Origin of the sequence: Solibacillus faecavium (genome assembly GCF_014836905.1) — a bacterium.
GTDB lineage: Bacteria > Bacillota > Bacilli > Bacillales_A > Planococcaceae > Solibacillus > Solibacillus faecavium.
The window spans coordinates 206,950-224,339 of sequence record NZ_JACSPZ010000004.1; the positions used below are offsets into that span (position 1 = coordinate 206,950).

At 37.1% G+C, this 17,390-nt stretch carries 16 protein-coding genes, 1 other RNA gene and 2 other annotated features; of the genes, 2 read left to right on the plus strand and 15 right to left on the minus strand.

What is annotated here, in order from left to right:
* Positions 1-109 precede the first annotated feature (109 nt).
* The 9 genes from H9635_RS10410 to cymR form a co-directional block, all read right to left on the minus strand.
* Positions 110-481 carry a DUF5071 domain-containing protein gene (locus H9635_RS10410; RefSeq protein WP_191700222.1) on the minus strand — a complete coding sequence of 124 codons (372 nt, stop codon included), beginning with the start codon at positions 479-481 and terminating at the stop codon, positions 110-112.
* Complete coding sequence (locus H9635_RS10415; RefSeq protein ID WP_191700223.1) at positions 478-1,059, minus strand: anthranilate synthase component II; 582 nt, start codon at positions 1,057-1,059, stop codon at positions 478-480. Before H9635_RS10415 ends, H9635_RS10410 begins: the two co-directional genes overlap by 4 nt.
* Complete coding sequence (gene trpE, locus H9635_RS10420) at positions 1,056-2,444, minus strand: anthranilate synthase component I (protein ID WP_191700224.1); 1,389 nt, start codon at positions 2,442-2,444, stop codon at positions 1,056-1,058. The genes H9635_RS10415 and trpE overlap by 4 nt, the downstream gene beginning before the upstream one ends.
* 53 nt (positions 2,445-2,497) lie before the next feature.
* Positions 2,498-2,701, minus strand: a binding site (T-box leader).
* Between the two features lie 50 nt (positions 2,702-2,751).
* Positions 2,752-4,119: a hypothetical protein gene (locus H9635_RS10425; protein WP_191700225.1), complete on the minus strand. Its 1,368-nt coding sequence runs from the start codon at positions 4,117-4,119 to the stop codon at positions 2,752-2,754.
* Positions 4,116-4,757, minus strand: a complete 642-nt coding sequence (locus H9635_RS10430) for an ATPase (RefSeq protein ID WP_191700226.1) — start codon at positions 4,755-4,757, stop codon at positions 4,116-4,118. The genes H9635_RS10425 and H9635_RS10430 overlap by 4 nt, the downstream gene beginning before the upstream one ends.
* A 158-nt stretch (positions 4,758-4,915) precedes the next feature.
* Positions 4,916-5,575, minus strand: a complete 660-nt coding sequence (locus H9635_RS10435; protein ID WP_191700454.1) for a tetratricopeptide repeat protein — start codon at positions 5,573-5,575, stop codon at positions 4,916-4,918.
* 63 nt (positions 5,576-5,638) lie between these two features.
* A complete protein-coding gene (gene mnmA / locus H9635_RS10440) occupies positions 5,639-6,757 on the minus strand; it encodes a tRNA 2-thiouridine(34) synthase MnmA (protein WP_191700227.1) in 1,119 nt (372 codons plus the stop codon).
* Positions 6,758-6,816: 59 nt separating this feature from the next.
* Positions 6,817-7,962: a cysteine desulfurase family protein gene (locus H9635_RS10445; protein WP_191700228.1), complete on the minus strand. Its 1,146-nt coding sequence runs from the start codon at positions 7,960-7,962 to the stop codon at positions 6,817-6,819.
* 24 nt (positions 7,963-7,986) lie between these two features.
* Positions 7,987-8,406, minus strand: a complete 420-nt coding sequence (gene cymR / locus H9635_RS10450; RefSeq protein WP_191700229.1) for a cysteine metabolism transcriptional regulator CymR — start codon at positions 8,404-8,406, stop codon at positions 7,987-7,989.
* Between the two features lie 131 nt (positions 8,407-8,537).
* Here cymR and H9635_RS10455 point away from each other — a divergent pair, with 131 nt between their 5' ends.
* Positions 8,538-9,830, plus strand: coding sequence for a replication-associated recombination protein A (locus H9635_RS10455; protein WP_191700230.1), 1,293 nt, complete (start codon positions 8,538-8,540; stop codon positions 9,828-9,830).
* Between the two features lie 46 nt (positions 9,831-9,876).
* Here H9635_RS10455 and H9635_RS10460 read toward each other — a convergent pair whose 3' ends face one another.
* Positions 9,877-10,371 (minus strand): GTPase, encoded by a 495-nt coding sequence (locus H9635_RS10460; RefSeq protein ID WP_191700231.1) that lies wholly within the window; start codon positions 10,369-10,371, stop codon positions 9,877-9,879.
* A gap of 147 nt (positions 10,372-10,518) precedes the next feature.
* Positions 10,519-10,923, minus strand: coding sequence for an aminopeptidase (locus tag H9635_RS10465; protein WP_191700232.1), 405 nt, complete (start codon positions 10,921-10,923; stop codon positions 10,519-10,521).
* Positions 10,924-11,098: 175 nt separating this feature from the next.
* Here H9635_RS10465 and H9635_RS10470 point away from each other — a divergent pair, with 175 nt between their 5' ends.
* The gene (locus H9635_RS10470; RefSeq protein ID WP_191700233.1) at positions 11,099-12,556 is read left to right on the plus strand and encodes a methyl-accepting chemotaxis protein; all 1,458 of its coding nucleotides are present in this window, start codon (positions 11,099-11,101) and stop codon (positions 12,554-12,556) included.
* 58 nt (positions 12,557-12,614) lie between these two features.
* Here H9635_RS10470 and H9635_RS10475 read toward each other — a convergent pair whose 3' ends face one another.
* The 4 genes from H9635_RS10475 to hisS form a co-directional block, all read right to left on the minus strand.
* Complete coding sequence (locus H9635_RS10475) at positions 12,615-13,376, minus strand: tRNA threonylcarbamoyladenosine dehydratase (protein WP_191700234.1); 762 nt, start codon at positions 13,374-13,376, stop codon at positions 12,615-12,617.
* A 193-nt stretch (positions 13,377-13,569) separates the two neighbouring features.
* A non-coding RNA gene (gene ssrS / locus H9635_RS19485) (6S RNA) lies at positions 13,570-13,769 on the minus strand.
* A 148-nt stretch (positions 13,770-13,917) separates the two neighbouring features.
* A complete protein-coding gene (gene aspS / locus H9635_RS10480; protein WP_191700235.1) occupies positions 13,918-15,684 on the minus strand; it encodes an aspartate--tRNA ligase in 1,767 nt (588 codons plus the stop codon).
* A gap of 14 nt (positions 15,685-15,698) precedes the next feature.
* Complete coding sequence (gene hisS / locus H9635_RS10485) at positions 15,699-16,967, minus strand: histidine--tRNA ligase (protein ID WP_191700236.1); 1,269 nt, start codon at positions 16,965-16,967, stop codon at positions 15,699-15,701.
* A gap of 85 nt (positions 16,968-17,052) precedes the next feature.
* Positions 17,053-17,288, minus strand: a binding site (T-box leader).
* Positions 17,289-17,390: the final 102 nt, after the last annotated feature.

Here is a 17,390-nt window from a genome sequence, read left to right on the forward strand (position 1 = left end):
GCCGCCCCCCTTTCAACCTTATAGACGTATCTAATTTAAAGTTGGACTCATTTTCTTTTTAGTTTTTTAAAAAAAATCACCTAACCAGATGTCTGATTAGGTGAATGTTTTAGGGTTCGAAACTTTGTAATGCTTCTTTTGCAGCTTCAATATTATCTTCATTAAAGGGAGTTTCCTCCATTGCAGCAATCTTCTCTACTGCATCTGCCAATACAAGCTTTGAATAAAACGGTAACTTCGGTACAATTCTTACTAAGCACCAGTAAATCCACATATCATCGTCTCCACGGAGAACCTCTTCAACAAGTGGAGTTATCTCATTTGGATACCGAAGCAATAGTTCGACCATTGGCTCAGCTACCGGCCAGTTCATATCCTGAACCCACTCAAGCAGCTGTGGCAATATTGGGATGACCAATTCAGCATCTGCTTCTTTTAACTGTTCCACTGCGGCTAAATCATGTTTATCTTTTGGAATCATACACGTACCTCCACCTCTTCAAGAAATTTCCTCATCATATCGGAACCAAGCTTAGTTCCGATAGACTCAGGGTGAAACTGTAAACCGTATACAGGATACTTACAATGTTGAACTGCCATTATTTCCTCATCATCCGCGCTTATTGCAACAATCTCAAAATCCTTATGCAATGTTTCTTTTTCGATAATAAGCGAATGATAACGCATCACTTCAATTTCCTCTTCAAAATGTTCAAACAAACCTTTCTTTTCAAATCGAAGCTTGCTCGTTTTACCGTGCATTATATTTTCCGCCCTGCTCACTGTCGCTCCAAAAGCTTCTCCAATAGATTGATGACCTAAGCAAATACCTAAAATCGGAAACTCAGAGTATAACTGTTGAATCATTTCAATTACAATGCCCGCTTCCTTAGGCTCACCCGGACCAGGTGAAATAACAATGGCTTTCGGTTTCATAGAACGAATATCATTAACTGTTACGGTATCATTCCGGACAACTTTTACATCTTCACCTAACATTGCAATTTGGTGATACAAATTATACGTAAACGAATCATAGTTATCGATAAGTAAAATCATTTGCGCACCTCCAACAATGCCTTTGCTTTATTAAGCGTTTCTTCGTATTCCATCTCTGGCACTGAGTCATACACGATCCCGGCACCTGCCTGGACATAGGCTTTTCCATCCTTTACAATCATTGTCCGAATCGCAAGTGCCAAATCCATATTTCCTGAAGTAGATAAATAACCAATTGCTCCAGCATATATGCCGCGCTTACGACGTTCCAAGTCATTAATAATTTGCATCGCCCGGATTTTCGGAGCTCCTGAAACTGTTCCAGCTGGCAGGCTTGATGCAAGAACATCAACTAAATGTGCATCATCTCGCAATTTACCAGACACTTCAGACACGATATGCATAACGAATTTATATTTTTCGATTTCCATATATTTAGTCACTTGCACTGTTCCGATTTGTGCAACACGTCCAACATCATTTCGCCCAAGATCGACTAACATTTTATGCTCAGCAATTTCCTTTTCATCCTGTAAAAGAGCTGTCGCCAATGCTTCATCTTCTTGTGCTGTTTCCCCCCGAGGCTTTGTTCCTGCGATTGGATTAGTTGTCACAATCCCATCCTGAACTTTTACCAGGCTTTCGGGTGATGTCCCTAAAACCGTATAATCATCAAAATCGATATAAAACATATATGGAGATGGATTGGACGTACGTAATTTCCTATATAGTGTAAATGGATTTTCACTGTATTCCGCCTCAAAAGTTTGAGATAAAACAACTTGGAAAATATCACCTTTACGTATATGTTCTTTCGCCGTTTCCACCATTTCGATAAAGCTGTCCTTTTCAATCGTTGGAGTGAATTTCACTTCAACCGGGTTATTCGGTGTTAACTGCGTCGCTTTAGTAATCATTTGTTCAATTACATCCACTTTTTGCTGCAATTGTTCAGCAGAATAGCCTTTTTCAAAAAGATCGAGGGCAATAATCGATACCTCCTGCAATAAGTGATCAATTACAATAAAAGTTTCGTAAAAATATACATGAACATCGGGCATATTATATTTATCGCCTACAATTTCCCCTATGTTTTCAAAATGGAAGGCTGTTTCATAGCCGAAGTAGCCAATTGCTCCTCCGAAAAAGGCAAACGGAAATTGCTCATTACAAATCGGCAGTAATTGTTTTAACTTTACCAGCACAGGCAGCCGCTCGGTTTCCAATGGCTCGTCATGAATCTGGAATGTACTCGTTTCTCCATCGCCTTTTAGCCCCCCTACAGGATTGAACGCAATAAACGAATAGCGCCCATTATGTTTAAATTTAGCATTTGATTCAAATAATACTTTTTTCGTTCCCTGCACTGATTCATAAATGGAAATCGGTGTATGCGTATCTCCATTTATTTTCTTTACTACATAACTTCTCATCTCAACTACCATGCTCATCTCTCCTCAACTCAACTAAAAATGCATACAAAAAGGCCCTTTCGCTATTAAAGGACGAAAGAGCCGTGGTGCCACCTTTATTGACTAAAAAAAATTTAGTCCACTCAAATCTCGTAACGTGAGAGCTACGGCACGACATTTCCTTCGTGCAGCTAGAAATCCCATTCATAAAGTGCGTTTACTAACTTCCACCGACCGTTAGCTCTCTGGAAAACAAAACTTTACTACTCTTTTTTCATCATCGCTTTTACTATACGTTATATTGTAAAGCTTAACGATATTTTTTTCAAACTATTTCGAATTAATTATAAATATATAATTGACCATGTGACTTTGCATAATAAAGATTGGCATCCGCATAAGCGGCCAATTGTTCATACGTAGCCTGATCTTTAGGTAATTGGTTTGAATGAATAAATCCGAAATGTACAGGAATTTCCATCATGCCCAATGTAGAATGTACTACTGAAGATTGAAGCTTTTCTTCTAATTCCATTAACAGTTCAAAAAATTTCGGTTCGGATATATCTTTTATAAAAGCTTCCCCTTCATTCTTTGAAAGGACATTTACTTCTGCATTATGTTTAAAAATGAAATGATAAATTGTTTCAAACATTGTAAACAGCAAATGTTCAACGAATTTATCACCAAATAAGCTTTCAATTTCCGTTGTTATGAAGCACCAATGAATACAATACAATGATTCATTATTTTGAATTGCCTGTTCAACATGTTGTACGATTAATTCTTTTGAAATGACCTTCGGATACTTTATAGAAAGGGCGGAAACATCCTCATCAATAAATAAATCAGATAACAAACTTTTTACATTATTTGCGTCCAATGGTTTACGGTTAGAATTTTCAATGATTTCACGCAGCTCATTTGTATATTGAAATGTATCATACAGTTTAAAGGTTTTAATATGGTAATCCACCGTTATTAAAAACATAATATTTTGCTGATTTTTGAATTCAACGTAAGCCTGTTCAAATAATAAAGTGCTTTTCTCTTTTTGCCCCATGTTGAATGCTAAAATAGCTTCAGCAAATAAAATCTTGGCGTTATATAAACTGTGTTTGTTCTTTAAAAGTTCTACAAATTCCTGCTTCACATTTTGATACCCCTCATTATCTGCTATTGTAGCAAAATAATAGAGCGCACCTATATAACCTTTAGCAATTGTTAAATCTTGTATCGGAATCTTATTTTTATAAAACTCCGCTAGACTAATCGCTATTCTTGCTTTCTCAAATTGGTTTATATGGACTAATTGGGCAGCGAAATTATAATAATTAATAGAAATTAGTTCATAGGAGTTTAAATAATGCGCATATTTAATTGATTTTTTGGTCGCATCAATTGATTCATCAAAGTTTTTAACAACTACTTGTAAAAGACTGTATAAATAGTAAAAATACATTTTATTTTCATCTTTTCCATATGTTAAACATAGCTTTTCATAGTCATTCATAACGACGAGGAATTTCTCATATTTACCAGTTTCATAATAAGCTGATGCTAAGTACTCATAACAAATAAGCGCCTCATCATAACGTTTTTCTTCAAGTGAAATCGGTAATGTTATCGTGCCAAAGTGAATTACTTCAAAATAGTTCAGTTCTCTATACAGACTTCTTAAATGTTCTACTTGGTTTGATATAATCATGGCACACGACCACCCCAATCATTGATCAATCCGAATACAGCTTCATACATTTTACTAGCCTCATCAATTGCCTGCTCTAATGTCCAAGCCAATGGTATATCGAATTGTTGTTTAATTTCCTGCAATTGCGTTACTACATTACTTTGCAACGTAGCTAATTGTTTTGGATAATTTTCATATTCAATGTATTTTGTATCATAAAAAGGCCTTAAACTTTTATGGCTGTATCTTTTTAATTGATTAAAATTTTGTAATACCTCTTCATTTAATGCCATTTTTTCATTAATAAAACTATCTAATGTATTATAAATATGTATTGCACATATAAATGCTAATTTCGTATTTTCATAAAGAGCTAGCTGAACATAGCGTTTTATTTGAAAGTTTTTAATGATTTCCAATAAAGAATTCCGATAAGCATATATCATCGTATTTTCAGGATTGGATATACGGTCAATCTCTTCATTTGATATTAAATACCAAATATCCAATATAGAAACAGATCGTTGATAGGATTCTTCAACAAACGGAAGGATTAGTGTAAATAAATCAAGTTCATCTATTAATTGTTGAAATTCATACAACTTCTCATCAGAAATTAAAAACATACAATCTGCTTTATCTACTTTAGCCTGCATGTCAAATCCCCACCTCAAATTGTCAGTTTAATTCATCATATCATATATGTATTATTAGTATATATTTCATTTATTTATCATTATAGAGTCAAAAAAAAGTGAATGAAAAATACTTTTTCATCCACCGCTTACTTATATTTTGTATAAAATTAAAAATTTTAATTTGAACGTTGGCAAATCATATCATATAAATATTTTGCTTGATCGAATTCAGGCTGTAATGTATAAGCTTGTTTTAAATGATATTTTGCTTTGTCTGTATCTGTTGTTGAAACTGCATATAATACACCCAAATTATAGTGTGCATCGGCATTATTCCAATCTTCTTCAATTACATACTCCAGTTCAGGTTTTGCAAAGTCAAACATTTCTAAGGAACATAGTAAAATACCATATGATAAACGAATTTGCAGATCATTTGGGGCAAGCTCTGCTGCACGCTGCATGAAAGGCAATGCCAACTTAAATTGCTGTTCACGCTCAAAACATTTCGCCAACATATAATACGCATCTGCTCCTTCAATACCAAAATCAATCGACTTTTGATACAGTTTTGCAGCTTCCGTATAACGCTCTGCTTCATAATATAGATTTGCTAAGCCATAATATGCCGTGGCCGCTTTTTCATCAACTGTTATCGCTTTTTGGAAAAATCGTTCTGATCTTTCGATATCTCCCATAGCTGCAAGGAGTGTACCAAAATTCACATAACCAATTGCATCATTTGGATTTGATTCAATTGCTTCGGTAAAAGCTTGTGCAGCTTCTTCATAGCGCTTCTCCTGGAATGCTTTAATTCCAATTTCATTATAGTTTATATCCATTATTCCACCTCAAAACAAAAGTATAGACGCTCAATTATTATGAACGTCTACCGTAAATTACCCTACATATGTTAACTTTTCGCTATTTTTAAACACGCCATCGATTGTACCGCCACCTAGGCACTCTTCACCATCAAACAGAACAACAGCTTGTCCTGGTGTGATCGCTCGAACAGGCTCGGCAAATTCAATATAAGCTGTACCGTCTTCACGCATCGTTACAGTTACCGGTGAGTCTTCCTGACGATAGCGGAATTTAGCCGTGCAGTTAAACGTACCTGTTTTCGCTTCACCTGTAAAACTCATTTTTACAGCAGTCAATGCATCGGAATACAGTGCATCATGATGGAAGCCTTGGCCAACATATAATACATTGCGTGTTAAATCTTTACCTACAACAAACCAAGGTTCGCCGTCTCCGCCGATTCCAAGGCCGTGACGTTGACCTAATGTATAGTACATTAAACCATCGTGCGTACCTTTTACTTCACCATCAAATGTTTCCATATTGCCTGGCTGTGCAGGAAGATATTGGCTTAAAAATTCTTTAAAATTACGTTCACCGATGAAACAGATACCTGTTGAATCTTTTTTCTTCGCTGTAGCTAAACCTGCTTCTTCCGCAATTTTACGAACTTCAGGCTTCGGTAAATGTCCGATTGGGAACATAACCTTTTCCAGTTGTTCTGAAGTTAACTGATTCAGGAAATACGTTTGATCTTTATTATTATCAATGCCTCGAAGCATTTTCACACCGTTTTCGTCATGTGCTACACGTGCATAGTGGCCTGTCGCTAAATAATCCGCGCCAAGTGCCAGTGCATGTTCCAGGAAGGCTTTAAATTTAATTTCTTTATTACACATAACATCCGGATTTGGTGTACGACCTGCTTTATATTCTTCCAGGAAGTACGTAAATACTTTGTCCCAATATTGTTTTTCAAAATTGACAGCATAATATGGAATGCCGATTTGGTTGCATACTGCGATTACATCATCATAATCTTCTGTTGCAGTACATACACCAAATTCATCTGTATCATCCCAGTTTTTCATAAAAATACCGATTACATCATAGCCTTGCTGCTTTAATAAATAAGCGGCAACTGATGAATCTACTCCACCACTCATACCGACTACAACTCTGATTTGAGATGGATCTCTTGTTTCTACCATTTACTATTCACCTTTTCTTAGACAAATCGCGTAAAAGGCGCGAAGTCTTCCTTATATATTTACGAAGTTAGTCGTTTCACAATTTCAGCAGTACGCTTCCCTGCTTCTCGCACTAACTCATCTGTTAATCCTAACCCAAAACTGAAACGAATGGAACTACGAAGCTCAGGCGCATCTTGCCCAAACATTGCTACTAGTACATGCGAAGGATCAATCGAACCTGCTGTACATGCCGAACCACTCGATACAAGTACTCCAGCCATATCCAGGTTAATTAAAAATGACTCTACATCTGTCCCTGGGAATGTCACGTTAAACACATGTGCCAACACGTCTGTTTGATGACCATTTATATGGAAATCGATATTTGCCTCCCTGAACTGTTCAATTAAAATATTTTTAAAACCATTATATTTTTCTTTGCGTTGCTGAAGCTCTTCTTCCACTATATCCGCTGCTTTTGCAAACGCAACAACAGCAGGTACATTTTCAGTTCCTGCACGACGCTTCTTCTCTTGGGAGCCACCATACAGTATACTCGAAATTTTCACACCTGTTTTTGCATATAAAAAACCGATGCCTTTTGGACCGTTCATTTTATGTGCAGAAACGCTTAATAAATCAATATGAAGTGCTTCAACATCGATTTTCTCTAATCCAAACGCTTGGACGGCATCAGTATGGAATGTTGCTATATGATTTTTTAAAACTTCTCCAATTTCAGCGATTGGCTGAATTGTACCAACTTCATTGTTGCCATACATAATTGTTACCAATATCGTATCTTCACGCAAAGCAGCCTTTACTTGATCTGCACTTACACGACCTGTGCGATCGACAGGTAAATAAGTCACGGTAAAGCCTTCTTTTTCAAGCTTTTCACATGCATGTAAAACTGCATGGTGCTCTATTTGAGTTGTAATAATATGCTTACCTTCATCTTGGCGGGCATATGCAGTACCAAAAATGGCCATATTATCAGCTTCTGTACCGCCACTTGTAAAAATTATTTCAGACGATTTCGCATTGATTTTTTGAGCCAAGCTTGTTCTTGCCTCATCCAATGCTTTACGCGCCCGTCGTCCTACTGCATGAATACTTGATGCATTTCCACTTTCCTCCGCCATTGCACGGGCCATCACATCAATAACTTCCGGTGCTACTGGTGATGTGGCTGCATGATCGAGGTAAATTGTATTTTTCAAACTAACTAACTCCTTTAAATAACACTAAATGTAAAACATATAGCCATCAGTTACTTCATTATTTGTATATTTCGCTAAATCTTCAATTGTAGTTGTGTCCAATACATTTTTTACAGCATCCCGGATGCGCATCCATAATTCACGTTGGGGAGCCTCTTCATTTTCAATTCCTTCGACCGGTTGGATCGGACCTTCCAATACACGAATAACATCTGCAGCTGAAATTTCGTTTGGCTTATGTGCCAGCATATAACCGCCGTAAGCGCCACGAACACTTTTTACAAGTCCTGCATTACGGAGTGGTGATACTAACTGCTCCAAGTATGCTTCAGATAACTCTTTGTCTGCTGCAATTTGGCGCAATGGAATCGGTCCTCCTCCATATTGTTTAGCAAGTTCTATCATTATTGTTAAACCGTAACGACCTTTTGTTGAAATTTTCATTGTCACACCTCTATTTTCTAGTCCATTTATAACGTCTATTATACCATAACTCCTTTTAAACCACTCGGAAATACTTTATTATAAATGATATAAAGTTTAAGTTCTATAAAAAAGTAAAGGAGCGAACAATTGTGCAGAACGAACCGCTCGCCTATAAAATGAGACCTCGCACCATTCGGGAAATTGTCGGACAACAAAATATTATTGGTCCACATACTCCACTTTTTAAAATGATTGAAAAAGACCATATTCCGTCTATGCTGCTTTATGGTCCTCCAGGAGTAGGAAAAACTTCTATCGCAAATGCCATTGCTGGTAGTACAAAGCTCCCTTTTTTTGCTTTAAATGCAACTCATGCTGGAAAAAAAGATATTGAACAAGTTGTAATGGATGCACGAATGAGCGGAAAGGTCATTTTGTTTTTGGACGAAATTCACCGCTTCAACAAATTACAGCAGGATACATTGTTGCCACATGTTGAAAACGGCTCGATTGTCCTTATTGGTGCAACTACTGAAAATCCATTTCATGATGTCAACCCTGCCATACGCTCAAGATGCGGAGAAATTTTACAGTTGGAACGGCTTACAATTGAAGACGTGAAACAGTTACTATACATGGCACTTGAAGATAAAGAACGTGGGTTAGGGAATGAAAAAATAGAAGCAACAAATACACAAATCGAGAATATTGCGAATGCTTCCAACGGTGATGCGAGAAAAGCTTTAACATTGCTTGAATCTGTATATTATGCATCAGATGAAGTTGATGGCGTAACAAGCTTAAATGATAATGCGATAGAGGCGCTCGCTAAACGCATTGGAGTTTTTGGTGATAAAGGTGGCTCAAATTTCTATAATTTATTATCAGCCCTTCAAAAGTCAGTGCGAGGCAGTGATCCAAATGCAGCATTATACTATTTGGCCCATTTATTAGAAAGTGGAGATTTAATTGCAGTGTGCCGACGACTTCTCGTCATGGCATATGAAGATATCGGCCTAGCAAATCCAAGCGTTGGTGCACATGTCCAGGCTGCCACAGAGGCAGCGGTGAAGCTCGGTTTACCTGAAGCCCGTATCCCACTAGCAACAGCTGTAGTGGAAATGTGCCTTTCCGACAAATCAAATTCAGCATATAAAGCGCTTGATAAAGCAATCGCTACAATCCATGATGGCAAAACAGGCGCCATACCAAACCATCTTAAGGATGCACATTACGCGGGTGCGGCTACCCTCGGTCATGTCGGATACAAATACCCGCACGACTCCCCGATTGGTACATTTGGCGGCTGGGTTCAACAGCAATACTTGCCGGATGAACTAGTCGGAACAGAATTTTATCACCCTGTCATTGCAGGGGAAGAAAAAAGAATGGCTGCCATTTATGAAAAATTAAAATCATTTCACAACAATACGAAAAGTTAATTTAAAAAGAGCCATTTTCAGTTTAGGTGAAAATGGCTCTGTTGTTTTATTGGTAGGTCTTTGTAAAAGTATAGAATTTCTCCATGCAGTTTTCTAAATTTTCAGCAACTTGCAAATCTACTTTTTGTTGACCATTTAATTGTTGGATACTCTTTTTAATTTCGGAAATCAATTCTTCGTTATTTTCTAAAAGTGCATTTGGAATACAGCCTGCGCTAATATGATAAAGCTCAATAACATGTGCGCGTGCGTCCACATCATCCTCTGCGATTAAATTCGAATGAGCTAAACCAGTAAAATAGAGAAGTTTTGAAGTAATGTCCATATATAATGTCCAATAAGTAGTTGATGGTGGCATTTCTCCATTATTTTTTTCAATATAATTATTAAAATTGAAAGCTACCTTCTGTAATAACTCGTCAAGCTGCTCATATGCCTTAGACCAGTTTGGCTTTGTATCAATATTATCAAAAACGATATTATCCATTTTTAATTGTAAACTCGGTAAGTTTAACAATTCATTCTTCATTTCGATTGTCATTCTAATGTCCTCCTTGCATCCCCATGCATTATAATCAATACGTACCTTAACTATAACAAAAAAAAGGTATTATACGGCAAAAACGAAGAATTAGCGCAAATCCTGCCATAATTTTGCCATAATTAACCCCTTTAATAGAATATTATGTCATTTGCCACCCAAAGATTCATTCTTCAAACGGGAAAAGTACTTTTCATACAATAGCATATCTTCTGCACATGATGATATAGGTTGTATTTTCATCTTTCCTTCTTCAAATACTTTAATTGTTTGATTTGAACTATAAAAAACCCATTTAAAAGGTGTAATCCACAAATTCAAGTTACTTTCATCATTTTCAAGAAAAAGTTGTTTTTCTCTTATGATTTTTGCCATCTTCCAAAACCCTTCACTTAATATGTAACTTTTCGATAAGAAATCATACTCGGGTTCTACAATATGTTGCGTATCATAAATATGAATCTGCTTCAAATCGGCGTCAATCGCAACCTCCACTGTTCCCACCACATCGTATAGATTAAGCCCGCGGTACTCCAATTGCTGAATTGGCATTGTGTTAGCCCCCTTTCACCTATCTCCTTATTATTTTATCACAATAATAATATCCAAAAAGTATTAATGAATAACGATTCAAAAAGACGTGACATTGTGAGGAAAATACTGTATATATTATATCAAAGCATGTAATTTGTTACAAAATAACGACATTTTATGGAAAGGTGATTTTATGATTCATCAATTAAATGCAAAAGATTTACATGAAAAAAATACTATTTTAATGATTGTCTATGGGATGGCTGCTTTCTTAGGCGGTGTGGCACAACTTTTTATCGATCGTCCCATTGGAGTCGCTCTATCGTTAATTATCCCTTTGACTATTACACTATTATGTTACTTTATTCAAAGAAAAGTAGTTGCATTGCATCCTTATTTTCCATATGTCGTTATCATCGCATCAGTCTTGACTGTGTATGGTACAATCATTACCAATAAAGTAACATTAGCCACAATTATTTTAAGTATTTTTGTACTAATTTTAAGTAGTGTCCACAATCGGATTAAAGTTCTGTGCGCGGGATATATTGCCTCTACTCTTGGTTTGGTATTTAATTTCACAATGGATACTGAAGGTTTTGCCGTTGATCCAGCAAATGTTTTCGTAGTTCAAACTTTAATGTTTGTCGCTATTCTTCTACAGGTGCGACAAAACAAAAAAATGTTCAATAATATTGAAAACTATATGACTCAGGCAAACGAGCGCGCTGTTCACGAAGAACAACTGCATCAGCGTCTGGAATCTTCCGTTCAAGGTATCACATCAAAACTTGAGCTTATAACTGACAGCACTAATCAATCGAGTGCTGCACATCAACAAATGTTAGCATCACTAAAAGAAGTGAGCATCGGGGCACATAAACAATCCGATCACGTTCAATCTATTGTTGAAAGTACGGAGTTAACGCATAGAGAGCTACATTCCATCGTTTCCGAGCTCAACAAGATTGTTACTGAAGCAGAAGATGGAAGTGTGAGTGCAGTAGAGGGAGTTAATTCCATGACAAAGCTCAAGCAGGAAATTGATCAGTTTACTGCATTTTTCAATGAACTCAATACAACATTTATGTCTTTATCAGATAAAATTAATGAAACGAATCAGTTCGCTTATTCAATTCATAAAATTACGGAACAAACAAACTTATTAGCATTAAATGCCTCCATCGAAGCTGCACGTGCAGGGGAACATGGAAAAGGGTTTGCGGTAGTTGCCCAAGAAATTCGTAAATTGGCAAGCTTGACAGATGATACTGTATTAAAGATTGATGAAAATTTAGCACAGGTCAATTCTTATAATAAACTTGCACTTGATCGATTAACACATGGTTTAAACCATGTCGAAACACAAGTGCAAATGATTGAAAGCTCGAATAATACTTTTACAAATTTATTTAAAGCTATGAACAATTTACAATTGAATTTAACCCAGTTTTCAACGAGCGTAAAATCGATCGAAAAAAATGGGGAGTCGGTACAAGTTGCGACAAACGAATTTGCGACAATAATCGAGCAAAGTACTAGCTCCATCGATCAACTATGCAACGTCTTAGAGAAAATTACTAAAGACCAGACTGATGTAACAAAAAATATTGAAGAAACTTATCAACAAGCATTAAAAATAATTCAATAAGGACGAAAAAGGCAGTGTTGAAAAGTCAAATTGACTTCCACACTGCCTTTTCCTTATATTACCCTTGAACGCGGTTAATTTCCACATCTTTCAAAATGGTATTAATCACCCAGCTGGCTGAAATTAATCCAGCAACAGAAGGTACGAATGCATTTGAAGAAGGTGGTAATTTTGCTTTACGAATCTCTGCTTCAGGCTTACCCACATATTGCGCGACATCCGGACGCACAACAATTGGTGATTCATCTGAAAATACTACAGTTATGCCCTTTTTGATCCCCTCTTTACGGAGCTTAGTACGAATTACTTTTGCAAGCGGGTCTGTATGCGTATTCGAAATATCAGCAATTTTGAAACGTGTTGGGTCCATCTTATTAGCTGCACCCATGCTCGAGATAATTGGAATATCACGTTTTAGACATTCTTTCATAATATGAATTTTGTACATGACAGTGTCCGATGCATCAATAACATAATCAATCCCCTGTGCAAAAAACTCTTCATACGTTTCTTCCGTATAGAACATATGCATATCAATAACTTCGCATTCCGGGTTAATATCTGCAATGCGTTCTTTCATAACAGCCGATTTGGACTTCCCTACTGTTGATAAATACGCAACTAATTGACGGTTTACATTTGTTATATCGACATTATCTTTGTCGACTAAAATTATTCGGCCGATTCCACTGCGTGCACATGCTTCAGCTGCAAAAGAACCCACCCCTCCTACTCCTAAAATTGCGACTGTTGTATTTTTTAATTTTTGTAAACCTTCTGTACCAATAGCTAGCTCATTTCGTGAAAATTGATGTAACATCTAATTTTACCCCTCAATCTTTATCATTCTACTAGGCATTATAACGACAACAATTCTTATATGCAAGCGACATATTAAAAGTGTACTAGTGTTAAGGCTGATTTAATTTACTTTCTTTTTAAATAGGATCGAGAACTTTTTAACAAAAAAAATACCCTTCCAACTTATTAGTCGAAGAGTAGATAAATTAAATACGAATCCCAAATGTGCCGTCTTGCTAAAAAACATCGTTTTGATCCCGCATGAATAGCAAGGGGGTGCACTAGTCGTAGCTTTAAACGTCCCGCTCCAATGGGGCATGTTTGCGGCTACGGTAATAAGTAGCTCCCAACGATTTAATGTTCGGTCAAAAGTGTTAAGTAACAAATTTAGCGACGAACACTTTAGGATTCGTGTTAAACAAATATTAACACCAAATTTCTGATAATTCAATTAAAATATCAATTTTTAAAGTAAAATATTAAAAATGTACTATGTTAATTGAAATATTTAGAAAAACCCGGCAATTTGAAATTTCTTTTCAAACTGCCGAGTTCTATTTTTATTTTTTTAAAGCTACACGAAGACTTAACTCTTCAAGCTGTGCATCTGAAACTTGTGATGGAGCCTCTGTTAATAAACAGCTTGCCGTTGCTGTTTTAGGGAACGCAATTGTATCACGTAAGTTAGTACGGCCTGCAAGCAGCATTACTAATCGGTCAAGTCCCATTGCTAATCCACCATGTGGAGGAACACCGTAATCAAACGCTTCCAGTAGGAAACCAAATTGAGCGCGTGCCTCTTCTTCAGAGAAGCCTAGTAGTTCAAACATTTTCGCTTGTAAATCCGGCTCATAAATACGTAATGAACCACCACCAAGCTCATAACCATTTAATACGATATCGTATGCTTGTGCACGAACTTCTTTAGGGTTTGTATTCATTAACTCCAAGTCTTCATCGAATGGACGTGTGAATGGATGGTGTGCTGCATAATAGCGACCTTCCGCCTCATCGTATTCGAATAATGGCCAATCAACTATCCATAAGAATTCGAATTTCGACTCATCGATTAATCCTAATTCTTTACCTAGTTTTAAACGTAGCGCACCAAGTGCATCTGCTACTACAGAAGATTTGTCTGCAACGAATAATAATAAGTCGCCAGCTTCTGCTTCTGTTGCAGAGATAATGCCGTTTGCCGCTTCGCCTTCAAAGAACTTCGCAATCGGACCATTTAAGCCTTCTTCCGTTACTTTTAACCAAGCTAAACCTTTTGCTCCATAACGACCTGCAAATTCGCCTAATGCATCAATGTCTTTACGAGAGTAATTAGCAGCTGCACCTTTTACATTAATCGCTTTAACTTCTCCGCCATTTGTTACAGCATTTGCAAATACACCGAATGCAGAATCTTTTACAATGTCAGAAAGCTGTTTTAATTCTAATCCAAAACGTACGTCTGGTTTATCTGAACCGAAACGATCCATTGCCTCTTTATAGCTCATACGCGCGAATGGAGTTACAACATCAATTCCCTTCACGTCTTTCATAACTTGAGTTAACAGACGTTCGTTCATTTCGATAATTTCATCCATCGATAAGAATGAAGTTTCGATGTCAACTTGTGTAAACTCTGGTTGACGGTCTGCACGTAAATCTTCATCACGGAAGCAGCGAGCAATTTGGAAGTACTTTTCAAAACCACCTACCATGAGGAGTTGTTTAAATAACTGCGGTGATTGAGGTAACGCATAAAATTCACCATCATGTACACGAGATGGCACTAAATAGTCACGTGCACCTTCCGGAGTTGATTTTGTTAAGATTGGTGTCTCCACTTCTAGGAACCCTTCATTTTGTAGGAAGTTACGAATCGTACGTGTTACATCTGAACGCATTTTGAATGTGTCATACATTACTGGACGACGTAAATCTAAATAACGGTATTTTAAACGTAACTCCTCCGACACCTCTACATTATTATCAATGGCGAAAGGAGGGTTTTTTGCTTCATTTATAATTGTTAACTCAGAAGCTACCACTTCAATTTCGCCTGTTTGCATATTTTTATTTACTTGGGAAGCATCACGTAAAACAACTTTCCCTTTTACTTCGATTACATATTCATTACGGATTTTTTCCGCTATTTCTAATGCACCCTTTGCCTGATCACCGAAAACTACTTGTACGATGCCTTCACGGTCACGCATATCCACGAAAATTAATCCGCCTAAATCACGTCGTTTTTGTACCCATCCTTTTAAAACAACTTCTTGCCCTGCTTCTGCAGCTGTTACTAAGCCACATGCATGTGTTCTTTGCGCCATTGTTATTCCTCCACCTATTTGTTTTCTAAAACGTATTGTACTAGCTGACCAAATTCAACTTTTGTTTGATCACCAGTTGCCATTGTTTTTACATTTACTACTTGCTCTTCTATTTCCGTCTCACCTAGCACAATGACAAATTTTGCTTTGGCACGGTCCGCTGCTTTCATTTGTGCCTTCATTTTACGATCTAAATAATCCATATCTGCTGAAATGCCTTTTGCACGGAATGAACTTACAAGCTCAACTGCTTTTAGCTTTGCTTCTTCCCCCATCGCCACTACATACATTTCCAAATCATTTTCCGTGGGAAGTTCAATATTCTTTGCTTCTAACGCTAATAATAAACGTTCAATTGAAAGTGCAAATCCGATACCAGGTGATTCCGGACCACCGATATCTTCAACTAAACCGTTATAACGACCACCACCGCATAGTGTCGTAATTGATCCAAAACCTTCACCTGTAATCATAATTTCAAATGCAGTATGGTTGTAATAATCAAGACCACGAACTAAGTTTGGATCCACTTCATACGAAATACCCAATACATCTAAATATTGTTTTACTTTTGTAAAGTACTCAGCTGATGAATCTGTTAAATAATTTGTTAAAGACGGTGCAGTAGCCATTGCCGGGTGTTTCGCATCTACTTTACAATCTAAAATGCGTAAAGGATTTTTCTCTAGACGGCTTTGACAATCGCTGCAAAGCTCTCCAATAACCGGTGTGAAATGCGCGATTAATGCACTTCGGTGTGCATCACGTGTATCTTTATCACCTAATGAATTAATAACTAATTTTAAATCTTTCAAACCAAGTGTTGTATACACATCCATCGCTAGTGCCATTACCTCTGCATCTATTGCAGGATCAGCAGAGCCGATTGCTTCAACACCAAACTGTACGAACTGGCGATAGCGCCCTGCTTGTTGACGTTCATAACGGAACATTGGACCTGTATAGTAAAGCTTGACCGGCTGATCTACTTGCCCAAACATTTTGTGCTCGACATATGCACGTACCGCCGAAGCTGTTCCTTCTGGGCGTAATGTTAACGAGCGATCCCCTTTGTCCGTAAACGTGTACATTTCCTTTTGTACGATATCTGTTGTATCGCCTACACCGCGTTGAAATAATTCTGTCGCTTCAAACATCGGTGTACGAATTTCGTTATAACGATATTTATCACATAAATCTCGAATGACACGCTCTACATACTGCCATTTTTCTGATTGACCCGGTAAAATATCCTGTGTCCCTTTAGGTACTTTAAAATTCATTAAAAGCACTCCTTTCATAGTTGACCAAACTGTTCGCGAGCTGAACAAAGAGAAAATAAAAAAAGCTCCCGCCCCTTGCAAAAATGCAAGGGACGAAAGCTTGTATACTCTTCCGCGGTTCCACCCTAATTGATGTATTGCTACATCCTCTCGTATTCGGATAACGGCCGATTCCGTCTTCCCCTACTAGAAAAAATTTTTTCGAGGAAACGCCTCTCAACTGTTGTTCACATGTTACTTACTGTAGGAAAGATTACAGCCTATGTCTTTCCCTCTCTTTTCAGCATTGGCAACCGCTACTTTTTTGGTCATTGGCAATGTTACTTTTGTTAAATTAACACTAATCTTAATGATGTCATGACAAGTTGTCAACCATTTTCAATAAAACGCTATATTTTTTGTCATATTTCCTTTTATAATAGA